15 protein-coding genes and 2 riboswitches are annotated in these 14,236 nt (G+C 38.1%); of the genes, 8 read left to right on the forward strand and 7 right to left on the reverse strand.

Annotation, left to right across the window (positions count from 1 at the left end):
* Window positions 1-4: 4 nt before the first annotated feature.
* The gene (gene hutI, locus DCE79_RS01125; protein WP_108711310.1) at window positions 5-1,273 is read left to right on the forward strand and encodes an imidazolonepropionase; all 1,269 of its coding nucleotides are present in this window, start codon (window positions 5-7) and stop codon (window positions 1,271-1,273) included.
* A 189-nt stretch (window positions 1,274-1,462) separates the two neighbouring features.
* Here hutI and DCE79_RS01130 read toward each other — a convergent pair whose 3' ends face one another.
* Window positions 1,463-1,792 (reverse strand): hypothetical protein, encoded by a 330-nt coding sequence (locus DCE79_RS01130; protein ID WP_108711311.1) that lies wholly within the window; start codon window positions 1,790-1,792, stop codon window positions 1,463-1,465.
* Between the two features lie 178 nt (window positions 1,793-1,970).
* Between DCE79_RS01130 and DCE79_RS18830 the strand changes: the two genes are divergently transcribed.
* On the forward strand, window positions 1,971-2,102 hold the full coding sequence (locus tag DCE79_RS18830) for a hypothetical protein (RefSeq protein ID WP_255417962.1): 132 nt from the start codon (window positions 1,971-1,973) through the stop codon (window positions 2,100-2,102).
* Between the two features lie 94 nt (window positions 2,103-2,196).
* The gene (locus DCE79_RS01140) at window positions 2,197-3,237 is read left to right on the forward strand and encodes a nitric oxide synthase oxygenase (RefSeq protein ID WP_108711313.1); all 1,041 of its coding nucleotides are present in this window, start codon (window positions 2,197-2,199) and stop codon (window positions 3,235-3,237) included.
* 41 nt (window positions 3,238-3,278) lie between these two features.
* Here the strand turns inward: DCE79_RS01140 and DCE79_RS01145 are convergent, their stop codons facing one another.
* Together DCE79_RS01145 and DCE79_RS01150 are read right to left on the reverse strand one after the other, a co-directional pair.
* The gene (locus DCE79_RS01145; RefSeq protein ID WP_108711314.1) at window positions 3,279-3,833 is read right to left on the reverse strand and encodes a restriction endonuclease; all 555 of its coding nucleotides are present in this window, start codon (window positions 3,831-3,833) and stop codon (window positions 3,279-3,281) included.
* Between the two features lie 62 nt (window positions 3,834-3,895).
* On the reverse strand, window positions 3,896-5,095 hold the full coding sequence (locus DCE79_RS01150; RefSeq protein WP_108711315.1) for a CynX/NimT family MFS transporter: 1,200 nt from the start codon (window positions 5,093-5,095) through the stop codon (window positions 3,896-3,898).
* Between the two features lie 158 nt (window positions 5,096-5,253).
* Window positions 5,254-5,434, forward strand: a riboswitch (Lysine riboswitch).
* Between the two features lie 91 nt (window positions 5,435-5,525).
* Here DCE79_RS01150 and DCE79_RS01155 point away from each other — a divergent pair.
* The 5 genes from DCE79_RS01155 to DCE79_RS01175 all read left to right on the forward strand — a co-directional run bounded on the left by DCE79_RS01155 (window position 5,526) and on the right by DCE79_RS01175 (window position 10,987).
* Window positions 5,526-6,983: an amino acid permease gene (locus DCE79_RS01155; protein WP_108711316.1), complete on the forward strand. Its 1,458-nt coding sequence runs from the start codon at window positions 5,526-5,528 to the stop codon at window positions 6,981-6,983.
* 125 nt (window positions 6,984-7,108) lie between these two features.
* Window positions 7,109-7,669: an HD domain-containing protein gene (locus DCE79_RS01160; RefSeq protein ID WP_108711317.1), complete on the forward strand. Its 561-nt coding sequence runs from the start codon at window positions 7,109-7,111 to the stop codon at window positions 7,667-7,669.
* A 179-nt stretch (window positions 7,670-7,848) separates the two neighbouring features.
* A riboswitch (purine riboswitch) is annotated at window positions 7,849-7,950 on the forward strand.
* A gap of 169 nt (window positions 7,951-8,119) precedes the next feature.
* Window positions 8,120-8,692: a xanthine phosphoribosyltransferase gene (locus DCE79_RS01165; protein ID WP_108711318.1), complete on the forward strand. Its 573-nt coding sequence runs from the start codon at window positions 8,120-8,122 to the stop codon at window positions 8,690-8,692.
* A 114-nt stretch (window positions 8,693-8,806) separates the two neighbouring features.
* Entirely contained in the window at window positions 8,807-10,093 is a 1,287-nt protein-coding gene (locus DCE79_RS01170) for a nucleobase:cation symporter-2 family protein (protein WP_108711319.1), read from the forward strand.
* A gap of 138 nt (window positions 10,094-10,231) precedes the next feature.
* A complete protein-coding gene (locus DCE79_RS01175) occupies window positions 10,232-10,987 on the forward strand; it encodes a prepilin peptidase (protein WP_108711320.1) in 756 nt (251 codons plus the stop codon).
* A 57-nt stretch (window positions 10,988-11,044) separates the two neighbouring features.
* Here the strand turns inward: DCE79_RS01175 and DCE79_RS01180 are convergent, their stop codons facing one another.
* The 4 genes from DCE79_RS01180 to DCE79_RS01195 all read right to left on the reverse strand — a co-directional run bounded on the left by DCE79_RS01180 (window position 11,045) and on the right by DCE79_RS01195 (window position 14,166).
* Window positions 11,045-11,269 carry a hypothetical protein gene (locus DCE79_RS01180; RefSeq protein WP_108711321.1) on the reverse strand — a complete coding sequence of 75 codons (225 nt, stop codon included), beginning with the start codon at window positions 11,267-11,269 and terminating at the stop codon, window positions 11,045-11,047.
* A gap of 83 nt (window positions 11,270-11,352) precedes the next feature.
* Window positions 11,353-12,744 (reverse strand): class II fumarate hydratase, encoded by a 1,392-nt coding sequence (fumC, locus tag DCE79_RS01185; RefSeq protein WP_108711322.1) that lies wholly within the window; start codon window positions 12,742-12,744, stop codon window positions 11,353-11,355.
* A gap of 463 nt (window positions 12,745-13,207) precedes the next feature.
* Window positions 13,208-13,519, reverse strand: coding sequence for a hypothetical protein (locus tag DCE79_RS01190; protein ID WP_108711323.1), 312 nt, complete (start codon window positions 13,517-13,519; stop codon window positions 13,208-13,210).
* A gap of 89 nt (window positions 13,520-13,608) precedes the next feature.
* Window positions 13,609-14,166, reverse strand: a complete 558-nt coding sequence (locus DCE79_RS01195) for an SLOG family protein (RefSeq protein WP_108711324.1) — start codon at window positions 14,164-14,166, stop codon at window positions 13,609-13,611.
* Window positions 14,167-14,236 lie beyond the last annotated feature (70 nt).

The raw sequence follows: 14,236 nt of genomic DNA on the forward strand, positions 1-14,236 counted from the left end.
AACTCTGGCTATTTTAATTAATCATGCAAACGAAGTAATAACTTTAGCAAGTGACAAAAAGGGGCCTCGTCGCCGTGAGCAAATGAGCGAGCTTGGCGTTATGACTGGGGTAAGTGTGTTAGTAGAAAATGAGCGCATCGTAATGATTGCACCATTTGAAGAAATAGAAGCAGCGTTTCCGCACTTAGTTAAAGATGCAGAAGTGATTGATGCGACTGGTAAAATTGTCATGCCAGGTTTAGTGGATTGCCATACGCATTTAGTGCACGGGGGTACGCGGGAGCATGAATTAAACATGCGACTAGCTGGCAAATCGTATATGGAAATCATGAATGCTGGTGGTGGCATTCATTATACGACGACAAAAACGCGAGAAGCGAGTTTTGATGAATTATATGATAAAACCTTTAACCATTTAAATGATTTCCTGCGTTACGGTATTACAACGGTCGAGGCAAAATCTGGCTACGGTTTGGACTTAGAGACGGAATTAAAGCAGCTTGAAGTGGCAAAAAAACTACAACAGACGCACATGGTGGACATTGTTTCAACATTCATGGGTGCCCATGCGGTTCCGAAAGATTATAAAGGCGATGAAGATGCGTTCGTTAAAATCTTAATTGAAGAAATGATTCCAAAAGTTGCAGAACTCGGTCTTGCTGAATTTAACGATGTATTTTGTGAAAAAGGTGTCTTCACACCAGCGCAATCACGCCTTATTTTAGAAGCGGGTAAAGCTCACGGTCTAACACCGAAAATTCATGCTGATGAAATTGAACCATATGAAGGCGCGGAATTAGCAGCGGAAGTGGGTGCAATTTCAGCGGAGCATTTACTAGTAGCTTCTGATGAGGGGATTCAAGCGATGGCAAAAGCGGGAACGATCGCAGTGCTTTTACCAGGAACAGCCTTCTTCTTACGTGCACCTTATGCAAGAGGTCGTTTAATGGTTGATAGCGGCGTACCGGTTGCCATTTCAACAGACTTTAACCCTGGCTCTTCCCCAACCATCAGCTTACCATTCGTACAAAATTTAGCCTGTATGAATATGGGCATGACGATGGAAGAAGTACTATGTGCAACGACCATTAACGCCGCATATGCGATTAATCGTGGCAATGAAATCGGTACATTAGAAAAAGGTAAAAAAGCCGATGTGTTAATTTTTAACGTGCCAAATTACAAGCAACTACAATATTTTTACGGCATGAATCATACAGATACGGTCATTAAAGCCGGTCAAGTCGTTGTGAAAGGTGGCAGCCTACTGTGAGTGGTCATTTAGTTTCGCCAGCAACTATGTGGAATCGTGTCCAGCATGAGGACATGAAAGTAAAGGGTTGGTGATACGCGCGGACAGCAGACGGTGAAGTCTGGTTTGTATGTATTTATGACGACAATGGTTTCGAGGTTTGTTCATTTACGTTAAAAAGGAGTAGCCAAGGATGTTAAAATTCTTTGGCTACTCTTTTTTGTCTGTTTGGATTAAAAATTCCTTTTCTTCAGCTTCGTTACGGGTTGCTGATAAATCAACAAGTAGGCAAATGAAAAATAGAATCGCGTTAATAGGAAAAATAATAAATGTATAAAAGGCAAATGTAAAAATAGCCATTCCATTTTCATTGTCACTAAATGATACAGTAAGTAGGAGCGTATTAAAAAAGCCAATCCCTAATCCTATGTATTTCATATAAAACATTTTCTGACTATCTTTTCGTGTTGTTATCATTAAAATGATCGAAACAATTAGCGGCGAAAGCATGAAGACAAATAACAGTATAGTACCTAGCATCGAATCACCTCGATTGAGATTTTTTTATTAGTATAAAGTCTAGACAACAGTTTTTCCATAAAGGAGGATTTGAAATGGGAGACAACAACTGATTTCTCGTAGTTTGAATGGTGATAAACAAGCATTTCTACAGTTAATCATAAGCCATAGAAATCCACTGTACGTCAAGATTTTACCTATGGTTCAAAATGAAATGCAAGCACAGCAAACGCTTCAACAAGCATTTATCAAAACGTATGAGAAGCTTTCTACATATAGCAGTGGCTCTTTTAAACTATGGTTTCTCGATCATGAATTTGAACACTTTTAGTCATATATGAAAAATACATGTTTTAATCGATCCCCGTTTCGTTGAGTTTCTTTATAAAACGCTCCACAATGAAGTTTGTAGGGAGGCTACATCGATGAATAAACAAGAATTACATGAATTTTTGATTTTATATAAATGTGAAACAAACCAAACAGAACAATGGCTTGAACAAAGGCTCGTCGAAGCAGAACAACCATCATTTTCGCTAACGACAGAGGAGCTAGTACATGGTGCGCGGGTTGCATGGCGCAACAGCAATAAATGCATTGGGCGCTTATTTTGGAATAGCCTGCATGTGATGGACTTTCGCCAAGTGCTTGATGAAAAGGAGATTTTTGAACGATTATTAGATCATATTCGCTATGCGACAAATGGCGGTAAAATTCGTCCAGTCATTTCGGTGTTTGCTCATGAGCGTGTTCGTATTTGGAATCACCAGCTTATTCGTTATGCAGGTTATGAAACAGAAGGCGGTGTAATCGGAGATTCAGATTCCATTGCATTTACGAAAGTTTGTGAGGAGCTTGGTTGGCAGGGGGCTCATACGAATTTTGATGTGCTTCCGCTCGTTATTCAAGTAGATGACCGAGCGCCACAGTTTTTTGAAATTCCAATATGTGATGTGTTAGAAGTGAAAATTACACATCCTATCTATGACTTTTCTAGCTTGCAAATGCAGTGGTATGCGGTGCCGATTATTTCGAGTATGCGTTTTAATATTGCGGGTATCGATTTTCAAGCGACGCCATTTAATGGGTGGTATATGGGAACAGAAATTGGTGCGCGTAATTTAGCGGATACGCATCGTTACAATTGTTTACCGAAAGTGGCGGAAATCATTGGACTAGATACATCACTGAATGCGTCATTATGGAAGGACCGCGCGCTTGTCGAGCTGAATATTGCCGTTTTACATTCATATAAAGAAGCGGGTGTCAGCATTGTCGATCATCATACAGCAGCACAGCAATTTCAGTTATTTGAACAACAAGAACAGCAAAAAGATCGTCAAGTAACAGGCAACTGGACATGGCTCATTCCACCAATGTCGCCAGCAACGACGAGCATTTATCATAAGCAAATACCAAACAAAACGGAAAAACCAAATTACTTTTATCAACCGAAGCCGTATTAAAAAAGGGGTACCTCGTAAGCAAAATCCTTACGAGATAGCCCCTATCTTTTATTTAACATCAGATCAATTAATTCTTCGCGGTCGATTAAGTACACATCATTAATATCTGCGAGCTTTTCGGCTTGACGGGTAAAATGGCTATTCGTCACGACCCAAGCTTCGGTCGCACCATACATTTTAACAGCACCAATAATTTCTTGGACTGCTTTTACACCGACTGTACTTGAATAACGTTTTGCCTGCACAGCAATTACGTCCTCACCATCTTTTAAAATTAAATCTGCACCGTAATCGCCACTAGTCGCCGTATAGCTTACTTTAAATCCACGGTGTTTAAATAGCTCTCCCAAAAAACGTTCGAAATCTTCGCCCGTCATCTTATCGACGTCACGAATCCCAGATTTACGAAGCTTTGCGGTTTTACGAGATTTCAACCAAATTTTAAATGCTATATACAATACGAAATATAGAACAATGCCAATCCCGATACCTTCAAGCGTTTCACTTACATAAAAGCCAGCTGCTCCAGCTAGAATGATCATCCATAATGTGAAAATCGGTCGTTTTTTCTTATTTCGTCTTCTCTTTTTACGCAACTTTCCTGTACTCCTTTAATTTACTAGCTCCAGTATAACATAAAAGGGTACATATGTTTGTATTAAACGTAGCGATTTTTTGCACTTGTGAAGGACGCAAAAAATAACAAAATCGAAACGATAATAAATAGAAGTGCGGGCAGGCTCCAACTTCCCGTAACGTCATGTAAATAGCCAAATAATACAGGGCCAATCGCAGCAACTAAATAGCCGATCGATTGGGCAAACCCAGAAAGCTCCGCTGCTTCAAAAGCCGTTTCCGTACGAAGTGTAAAGAACATCAGAACAAGTCCAAATGAAGCCCCACCTGCAAAGCCTAAGCAAATCATCCAAAGAACAGCTAGACTTGTCCATTCCATGAATACACCAACAAAACCGAGGATGTAGAAAATTGTAAAGAACACGACAATCGGACGTTGTGAAGTGAGCTTACCTGCAAGTATCGGAATTAAAAACGTCATCGGAATTTGCGCAAGCTGCATAATTGAGCCCATCCATCCGGCCAATTGTGCGTCTAATCCTTGTGCGATAAAAATATCGGGTAGCCATGCACTTGAACAATAAAATAGTAAGGATTGTAAGCCCATCGTTGCGGCAATCGCCCAAGCGAGTGGGGATTTCCACATTTTCTTTTTTGGTGCACTTTTACTTGCAAACTGCATCTCTACTTTTTTATCACGTAAAATAACAACCCAAATAAGTAAGGTTAACAAGCCTAAAATTATGGAAAAGCCGAGTGCGACTTGCCAATTGGTGCTCGTTGCAATTGGATGACTAAATCCAGCAGCAAGTCCAGCTGAGATATTCATCGATACTGTATAAATACCAGTTAAAAGTCCAATATGTAAAGGAAACTTCAATTTAAAATAACTTGGAATGAGTACGTTACCAAATGCAATCGCGACGCCAATTAATACCGTCCCCAATACGAGTGTGGAAGTTGCCCCAAGTGAACGTAAAATAACGCCAATACAAAGTAAGATAACTGAATAAAAAAGTGTCCATTCCATCCCAAATTTACGAGCTATTCGCGCAGAAAATGGCGAAACGACCGCAAAGGCAAGTAGTGGAATCGTTGTTAAAAAGCCGGCTAGGACATTCGAAATTCCTAGTCCCTCACGAATAAATGAAATAATTGGTCCTACGACGGTTAAGGGCGTTCGAAGGGTTGTCGCGAATAAGAAAATCGCGAGGATAAATAATAACATGGATTGGTTCGATGATAACTTTTTGTTTTGGTAAGTACGTTGTTCAGGATCCATCATTATTCTCCTTTTGATCAAGTAACTCCATTGTATCAAATATCTGGAATTAAATGAATAGTCTCAAAAAACTGAATAGTTTCGAGTCGTTGCTATCAAAAAAATGTTATGTTAGAATTTTAATCGTTATTTAATTTAATAGGTAATTACCTCATGCTAAATGAGGTAGAGGTCGCAAACATTAAAAGTAATATAGCAGAGATGGAGAGCATCAGTGAAGCTATATGAAAGGAATGGTTGCCGAAGTGTTATTTTACTCATCTTAAAATAATGCTGGGGCTGTTTTCGATAAGGAACAGAACTGTCACATGTGTGAGCATGTGTTGAGCTATCTTTCGAGTTTGATGGGGTGTTTAAATAACCGTCGCAAAACTTGTGACGGTTTTTCAATTTATACACCTCATCAACGGAAAATCAAAGGAGAATTATCATGAGTGAAATAAAAGTAGACCAGCTCGGAAATAAAAATCAACTGAAAAGAGGGCTAAAAAGTCGTCACGTTACGATGATTTCGCTAGGCGGAACAATCGGTACAGGGTTATTTTTAGCATCAGGAGGAGCGATTGCGCAAGCGGGTCCTGGTGGAGCGATTCTTGCTTATGCATTAATCGGTATCATGGTGTACTTCTTAATGACGTCTCTCGGAGAAATGGCTGCATTCATGCCAACGTCTGGTTCGTTTAGTACGTATGCGACAAAATTTGTAGATCCTGCTTTAGGCTTTGCACTTGGCTGGAACTACTGGTATAACTGGGCAATTACGATTGCCGCAGAAATGGCCGCTGTTTCATTAATTATGAAATATTGGTTCCCAAATAGTTCGTCATTTATTTGGACGATTGTCTTTATCGTCATTGTATTAACCTTTAATATGCTCTCTGTAAAAGCTTATGGTGAAAGTGAATATTGGTTTGCAATGATTAAAGTGGTAACAGTGATTATTTTCATCATTGTCAGCTTCTTAATGATTTTTGGTATTTTAGGAGGCAATGCGCCAGTAGGATTCACAAACCTTTTCAAAGGTGATGCTCCATTTAATGGTGGCTTTATGGCGATGTTCGGAATTTTCTTAGCAGCTGGATTCTCATTCCAAGGTACAGAAATGCTAGGGATTACGGCTGGTGAAACAGATGACCCAGCAAAAAGTATTCCAAAAGCTGTAAAATCAGTGTTCTGGCGTATTATCTTATTTTATATTTTAGCAATTGGTGTGATTAGTTTATTAATTCCTTATACAGATAGTCGCTTACTTTCAGAGAGTGTTGCAACAAGTCCATTTACAATAGTGTTTGAAAACTTAGGTTTGGCCTTTGCTGCTTCAGTTATGAATGCGATTATTTTAACAGCAATGCTTTCTGCAGGAAACTCTGGACTTTATGCGGCAAGCCGTATGTTATTCCAATTAGCAGTTGAAGGAAAAGCGCCAAAACTATTTTCAAAAATAAATACGCGCGGTGTGCCAATTTATGCATTACTTGCGACGCTAGCAGTTGGTTGTTTATCGTTCTTAGCTTCATTTTTCGGAGACGGTGTCGTTTATATTTGGTTATTAAACGCATCTGGTATGTCAGGCTTCATCGCATGGTTAGGAATTGCGATTAGTCACTACCGATTCCGTCGTGCGTATGTATTACAAGGTAATTCATTAAGTGATTTACCCTATGTATCGAAATTCTTCCCATTCGGTCCGTTATTCGCCTTTGCGTTATGTATGATTGTCGTGTTAGGGCAAAACTACATGGCCTTTACGGGTGATACAATCGACTGGTACGGGGTTGTTGTTTCCTACATCGGCTTGCCATTATTCGCCGCGTTATGGATTGGCTATAAGCTAAAACATAAAACGAAAATTGTCCCATTGATCGATTGTGATTTAACACATAAATAAGAACTTAAGCAAAATCTCTAATATGGAGGTTTTGCTTTTTTTTTCGTAATAATTTCATATATTCTAGCCTATTGCTTTCCAATTAACTACCACTAAAATGATATAATGAAAGAGGGGAATCGAAAATGAATTTAGTAGACCAAGCTACACAATTTATTGCGCAAAGATATGAAGGTAAACACAGAACTGTCATGCAAATTCCATATGCAGCTCATTTATTTGGTGTTGCACGAATTTTAAAAAGTGAAGGTTATCATGAAGCAATCGTGACAGCCGGATTACTCCATGATCTATTAGAGGACGGCATTGCGACTGAACAGGAGATCGAAGAATTATTTGGACAGAACGTATTGCTACTTGTTAAATCTGCAACAGAATTACCGAAAACGTATGAATGGCAATTACGAAAAGAAGAGGTCATCGCGCGTATCGGGGAAAAGTCAGAAGATGAACTGGCCATCTTACTAGCAGAAAAAATTTATAATTTGAGATCGATTATTGTAGAAATTAACCAATTCGGCGATTCACTTTGGACAAAATTCAATGCACCGAAGGAAAAGCAAGAATGGTATTATAGAAGTATAGTAGAAGAGACAATGAAATATCATCCACAAGCAAGGTTATTACCGCAATTAGTACAAGTAATAGATGAGTTATTTGTGAATAGCGAACATGAGCTATTTTAAAAAGACGGATTAATCTTCCAAAAATTTAAAGATAATTTACTAAAAAACATGTAAAATCCGAACATTATTGAAGAAAAAGTAACCATTTTGATCAAATTTCCGAAAAATAAGAATAATTTTATTATTCGGTGGTTATTGCAATTCGGGATTTACATGATTATAATTGTGACATTCACAGACTTAAATCAAATAACTTTACTCGTATAATAGCAGGAATAAGGCTTGCAAGTTTCTACCGATTTACCGTAAATAAATCGACTATGAGTGAAGCAAGTTTAACTAATGATTTGTCCAATTATTTTTATATTTGAACTGACCATTTGTTATTACTTTTGAATTCACACTCGAAAGACTTGCTCCACTCATTGTTGGTGGAGACTAGGCTTTCGGGTTTTTTGTTTATAGAGAAGTAAACCATTTTAATTTAAATAAAAGGAGGACTCTTAAATTATGGAACTTTTAAGAGAAAAAATTGAGCAAGAAGGTCAAGTACTATCAGACGTAGTACTTAAAGTAGATTCGTTTTTAAATCATCAAATTGATCCTATGTTAATGAAAGCAATTGGGGATGAATTTGCAAATCGTTTTTCAGATGAAGTCATTACAAAAGTATTAACAATTGAATCATCTGGTATCGCACCAGCAACATTTTTAGGGTTAACACTTGGCGCGCCTGTTGTATTTGCACGTAAACGCAAATCACTAACATTAACAGATAATCTGTATACATCAAGCGTTCATTCATTTACAAAAAATGAAACAAATGAAATTTCCGTTTCAAATAAATTCCTATCAGCGGATGATAATATCGTAATCATTGACGATTTCTTAGCAAATGGGGAAGCATTAAAAGGTTTGGTGGATATTGCAAAACAAGCTGGTGCAACAATCGTAGGTGCTGGAATTGTCATTGAAAAAGGTTTCCAAGACGGTGGGAAAATTTTACGTGAGCAAGGATTACGCATTGAATCATTAGCAAATATTAAATCATTAGCAAACGGTAAAGTAGAATTTTTCGACTAAAAATAAGCTACAAAAGTACGTAAGAAATTTTTCCGCTATTAAAAAGGTAGTTAAGCTCAACTCATGTAAATTTACTCATCTAAGAGTGCACATAAATTGGAGGAAAACTTTTTTATGAATAACACAAAAGCGACGATGCTTGGTATTCAGCATCTACTAGCGATGTATGCAGGAGCTATTTTAGTACCATTAATTATTGGTGGTGCGCTTGGTTTTGATTCTGCACAAATGACGTATTTAGTAGCCATTGATATTTTTATGTGTGGTTTAGCAACACTGTTCCAAGCTTGGAAGGGGAAAGCTATCGGAATCGGCTTACCTGTAGTATTAGGGTGTACATTCACAGCCGTAAGCCCAATTATTGCGATTGGTACAAAGGGCGGTTTAGGTGACATTTACGGTTCGATTATTGTATCAGGTTTAATTATCGTCATTATCGGCGGTTTATTCGGTAAATTAATTCCGTTCTTCCCACCTGTTGTCACAGGTTCGGTTGTAACAATCATCGGAATTAGCTTAATCCCAGTAGCGATTAACAACATGGGTGGCGGTCAAGGTGCTGAAGACTTTGCATCTGGTTCAAATGTAGCATTAGCATTCCTTACACTACTTGTTATTTTAGTTATTTACCGTTTTACAGTTGGCTTCGTTCGTGCTATTGCGATTTTACTAGGTATGGTCGTTGGTACAATTGCCGGCGTATTCATGGGTAAAGTAGATTTCACGCCCGTAATGGATGCTTCTTGGCTACATATTATGCAACCATTCTACTTAGCAACACCAACATTCAACGCTTCAGCGATTTTAACAATGACGCTTGTGGCAATGGTTTCACTAGTAGAATCAACAGGTGTATATTATGCATTAAGTGATATTTGTAAAAAAGATTTAACTTCAAAAGACTTAGCAAGAGGGTACCGTGCGGAAGGTTTAGCCTCAGTTATTGGTGGTATTTTCAACGCATTCCCTTACACAACATTCTCGCAAAACGTAGGACTTATCCAAATGTCTGGTGTTCGTGACCGCAAAGTCATCTTCATCACAGGTGGTATGCTTGTCTCACTTGGCTTCTTACCAAAATTAGCAGCCATTACAACAATCATCCCAACACCAGTACTTGGTGCGGCGATGTTAGCGATGTTCGGTATGGTAATCACGCAAGGTATTCGCATGCTAGCACCAGAAATTGCAAAATCAATGGAAAACGCGATGGTTGCAGCAATTGGTGTCGGTTTAGGTGTCGGCGTTGCGGTAGTTCCAGATTTATTCAAAAACATGCCAGAAGCCATTTCTATTTTAACGTCAAATGGGATTGTAGCTGGTTCGGTAACGGCTATTGTCTTAAATATTTTATTCAATATGATTGGACCGAAACGAAAAGATCCAATGCATGTGGAGTAGGAAAAATAATAAATCGTCTATTTTAACAATTCATTTTGTTGAAATGGGCGATTTTTTTTGTTCAAAATAGCAGTTTTCGAGAGGTGCAGGAACAATCGTATCAATTGGAGAACGTTTACAGTAGAAGGGGGAGGTTTTATGGATAGTGTTATTGTGGTCTTTGCTGGAATCATTGGATTGATATTAGGCTCTTTTTATAATGTCGTTGGATTAAGAATTCCACAAAGACAATCACTGATCACACCACCTTCGCATTGTATAAACTGTAATCGTCGCTTAACGTCACTTGATTTAATTCCTGTCATTTCTTATATAATGCTGCGTGGAAAATGTCGGATATGCGGTGTGAAAATATCCATAGCGTATCCTTTCATAGAGCTGGTTACAGCCTTTTTATTTGCCTTTGCAACATGGAAAGTCGGGTACTCATGGGAGTTACTTGTAGCGCTCCTTTTCATTTCATTATTAGTCATTATTAATGTATCGGATATGGCGTACATGCTCATTCCGAATAGAATATTGTTGTTTTTCTTTCCACTGCTCGTGATTGGAAGAATTCTATCACCACTTACCCCTTGGTGGGATAGTGTACTAGGGGCTATTATTGGGTTTTCACTATTATTAGTAATTGGCATTATATCAAAAGGAGGAATGGGCGGGGGAGATATCAAATTATTTTTGTTGATTGGATTTGTCCTTGGCACAGTTCATACAGTAGTGACGTTATTTTTCGCATCCGTAATTGGAATGATAGTCGGTGGGATTTTGTTAGTAATTTGCAAGCGGGGGAGAAAAGCACCGATGCCGTTCGGACCTTCCATCGCCATTGCAGCAATCTTGGTATATTTTTATGGTGACTCACTAATGGATGCATATAAAAGTTTGTTTTTGTAACGAAAAGGACGCCTCCAGATGAAAAGGAGACGTGCCTTTATAAAAATTATGGAAACCTTAATATTTCTTCACGACTTGCTCAAATGGGTGATTCGTCAATAACTCCTTTGTCGCCATCGCCACCGCTTTTTCCTCTGAGTCCGCTAAAATCAAAACGCGATACGCATCAAAATCCTTATAGTAGGCATCCGCTTCAATAAAAGGCCAATCCGTTGGTGTTTCACTTTGAGGAATAGCTACAACGATTTCGTAGCCATCTTTCATAATTTCGATTTTCTTCATAAAAAAACACAACCTTCCTGCTTTTTAGTAACTTACCTTAAATAGGGGAGTCTCTAAACCTTTAGGAGGTTGTGTTTTTAATTTTATTCAGCGTTTGGATAGATCATTGTTTTTGGATCGACATAACGGTCGAATTCTTCTTCTGTTAATAGGCCCGATTGAATCGCTGCTTCTTTTAATGTTGTGCCTTGTTTATGTGCAGTTTTTGCGATTTTCGCAGCATTTTCATAGCCGATATATGGGTTTAGGGCAGTGACAAGCATTAGTGAATTTTTTAAGTTTGCATCTAATACGTCCATATTTGGCTCAATACCAACTGCGCAGTTATCATTGAATGATTTCATAACATCTGCAAGTAAGCGAGCAGATTGTAGGAAGTTGTAAATGATCACAGGCTTGAATACATTTAATTCGAAATTCCCTTGTGATGCTGCGAATGCGATTGTTGCGTCGTTCCCCATTACTTGTGTTGCGACCATTGTCATCGCTTCACTTTGTGTTGGGTTGACTTTTCCTGGCATGATTGATGAGCCTGGTTCATTTTCTGGAATTCTAATTTCACCAATACCAGAGCGCGGACCACTTGCTAACCAGCGAACGTCATTGGCAATTTTCATTAAGTCAGCAGCTAATGCTTTTAATGCACCATGCGCAGCTACAATTTCGTCATGGCTTGTTAATGCATGGAATTTATTTTCAGCTGTAGTGAAATCTTTTCCTGTAAATTTACTTATTTCTGCAGCTGTGCGTGCACCGAATTCGGGATGGGCATTAATACCAGTACCTACAGCTGTACCACCAATCGCAAGTTCTTTCATGAATTGTGTGTTCACCATAATTATTTTTTCACATTTTAGAAGCATATGATGCCAGCCGCTAATTTCTTGACCAAGTGTTAGTGGTGTTGCATCTTGTAAATGTGTACGACCGATTTTAATGATGTCGTTAAAGGCCATTGCTTTTTCTTTTAATGTCGCTTGTAAAAGTTTTAAGCGAGGCATTAGGTAATTTTCAACGCTCTCTACAGCTGCGATATGAAGGGCAGTTGGGAAAGTATCGTTTGAACTTTGTGATTTGTTAACATCATCGTTTGGATGCACTTTTTCATCAGAGCCCATTGCTTTTAATTTGTCGTTTGCTAAATGAGCAATTGTTTCATTGACGTTCATATTTGTTTGCGTACCACTACCTGTTTGCCAAACGACAAGAGGGAAGTGGTCGTCCCATTTACCTGCGATAATTTCATCTGCCGCTTGAACGATTACTTGTGTTTTTACGTCAGATAGCTTGCCTAAAGATTGGTTGGCAAGAGCAGCAGATTTTTTCAAAGTAGCCAGTGCACGAATTACTTCAATTGGCATATGCTCCGTCCCAATTTTAAAGTTATCTTTACTACGTTGTGTTTGAGCACCCCAAATTTTATCTACAGGTACGCGTACTTCACCTAATGTGTCTTTTTCAATACGAAATTCCATTTAAATCACTCCTTCTATATATATGTATACCCAAATAGATATGAAAAAATGGCAAACCGTGTGAGTGGATTTGCCATTTTTTCAGCAGAAGGGAAAAGATAGTTTCCATCTCTGCATAGAAAGTACACCATCTCGTCCTATTTTGCACGAAATATGTCTTTTTAATATGAATAAAGTAATTAATTAAGTCTCGAACCAGAACTGGGGGGAACGGTTTCGAAAGATTGTTAATAACTAAGATGACTGACTTACATTGATAATGATAATCTTTATCAATTAATAAGTCAACAGAAAATTAAAAATTTATTAAGGAAACACTTTTTGCTCCAAATGATGACTTTTTTCAAAAGTTCTATGCTCTTATTCATCTAAAAATAAACAACGTCTAACCCATCGAGTTCCTGACGATGAATTAGACGTTGCTAGAGTCGGTATTCAATTGTTTTGTCACCTCTTATTAGTATTAAATGATTTTTACATAAAAGTCGCGACCGTTTGTCAGTTCTAAAATTTCAATGTCTTTTTCGCGCTTATAGTAATCTGCAATAATAGCAGCAAAGCCAGAATAGCCATTTAGAAGGGTACCTTGTTTAATTTCTTTTGCAATATTGTGGAATTCAAAATAAGCTAGTGCGTCTTCATTCATCCCGTTTAAGATTTTTTCCATATCTGCAAATGGAATGTGAATACCGCGCGTATAACGACATTCGCGTTTATACGTATGATGCTCGACGTTTATTGGTGTCTCTTCTTCTATCATTGTGATTTGATTCATAGATTGTCCTCCATTTAATGTAAATTTTAGTGCTTCTGCATTTATTATACCAAAAAATCAAAAATTAGTCTGAAAATTAAATAATTAGATTACCAATCTTCGCCTCTTTGCATTTCTTCTGCAATTGTTTGTAAATCATAGGCGTTAATCGTTAAAAGTAAGTAGTCATCATGCTGTTCCTGGTATTTTTGTATAAGGCGATGGACATATTTTGGTGAGCCTTCATTTTCTTCATCGTAAACGAGTAGCGTACCATCTGTATTATCAATGATGAACTTATCTTTTTCGATAAATTGCCAAGGTGCTTCGTATGGACGTTTTGTCACACTTGTAACGAAATCTGCATTACTTACTATATGCATGTACGTTGCCTGTTTATGCTCATTCCAATTTTTTTCTTGTTCTAAAAATGGCGTGATGATGGAATATTTTATTTCGGGGTAGTCGGTTTTTAGTTCAATGACTACTTGTGCTGCCCATGTTTCAACGCCTTGCTGTCCACTAATGACGATCCATTCTAAACCGTCCTCGATTAGCACACGCAGTTGATTTTCAAGTGCTTTTTTAATGATGGCTACCCCAGGATGCGTATCGTTAAAAATTCCAAGCTCATGTGCGCGGTAGCCTGTAATATATAGTGATTTCATATCCACCAGTCCTTTCAAAAGGAAATAGAAAAACTCACCGCTTCGCTAAAAGGGCGAAAGGTGAGTTTAC

The sequence above is a fragment of the Lysinibacillus sp. 2017 genome, from assembly GCF_003073375.1.
Classification (GTDB): Bacteria; Bacillota; Bacilli; order Bacillales_A; family Planococcaceae; genus Solibacillus.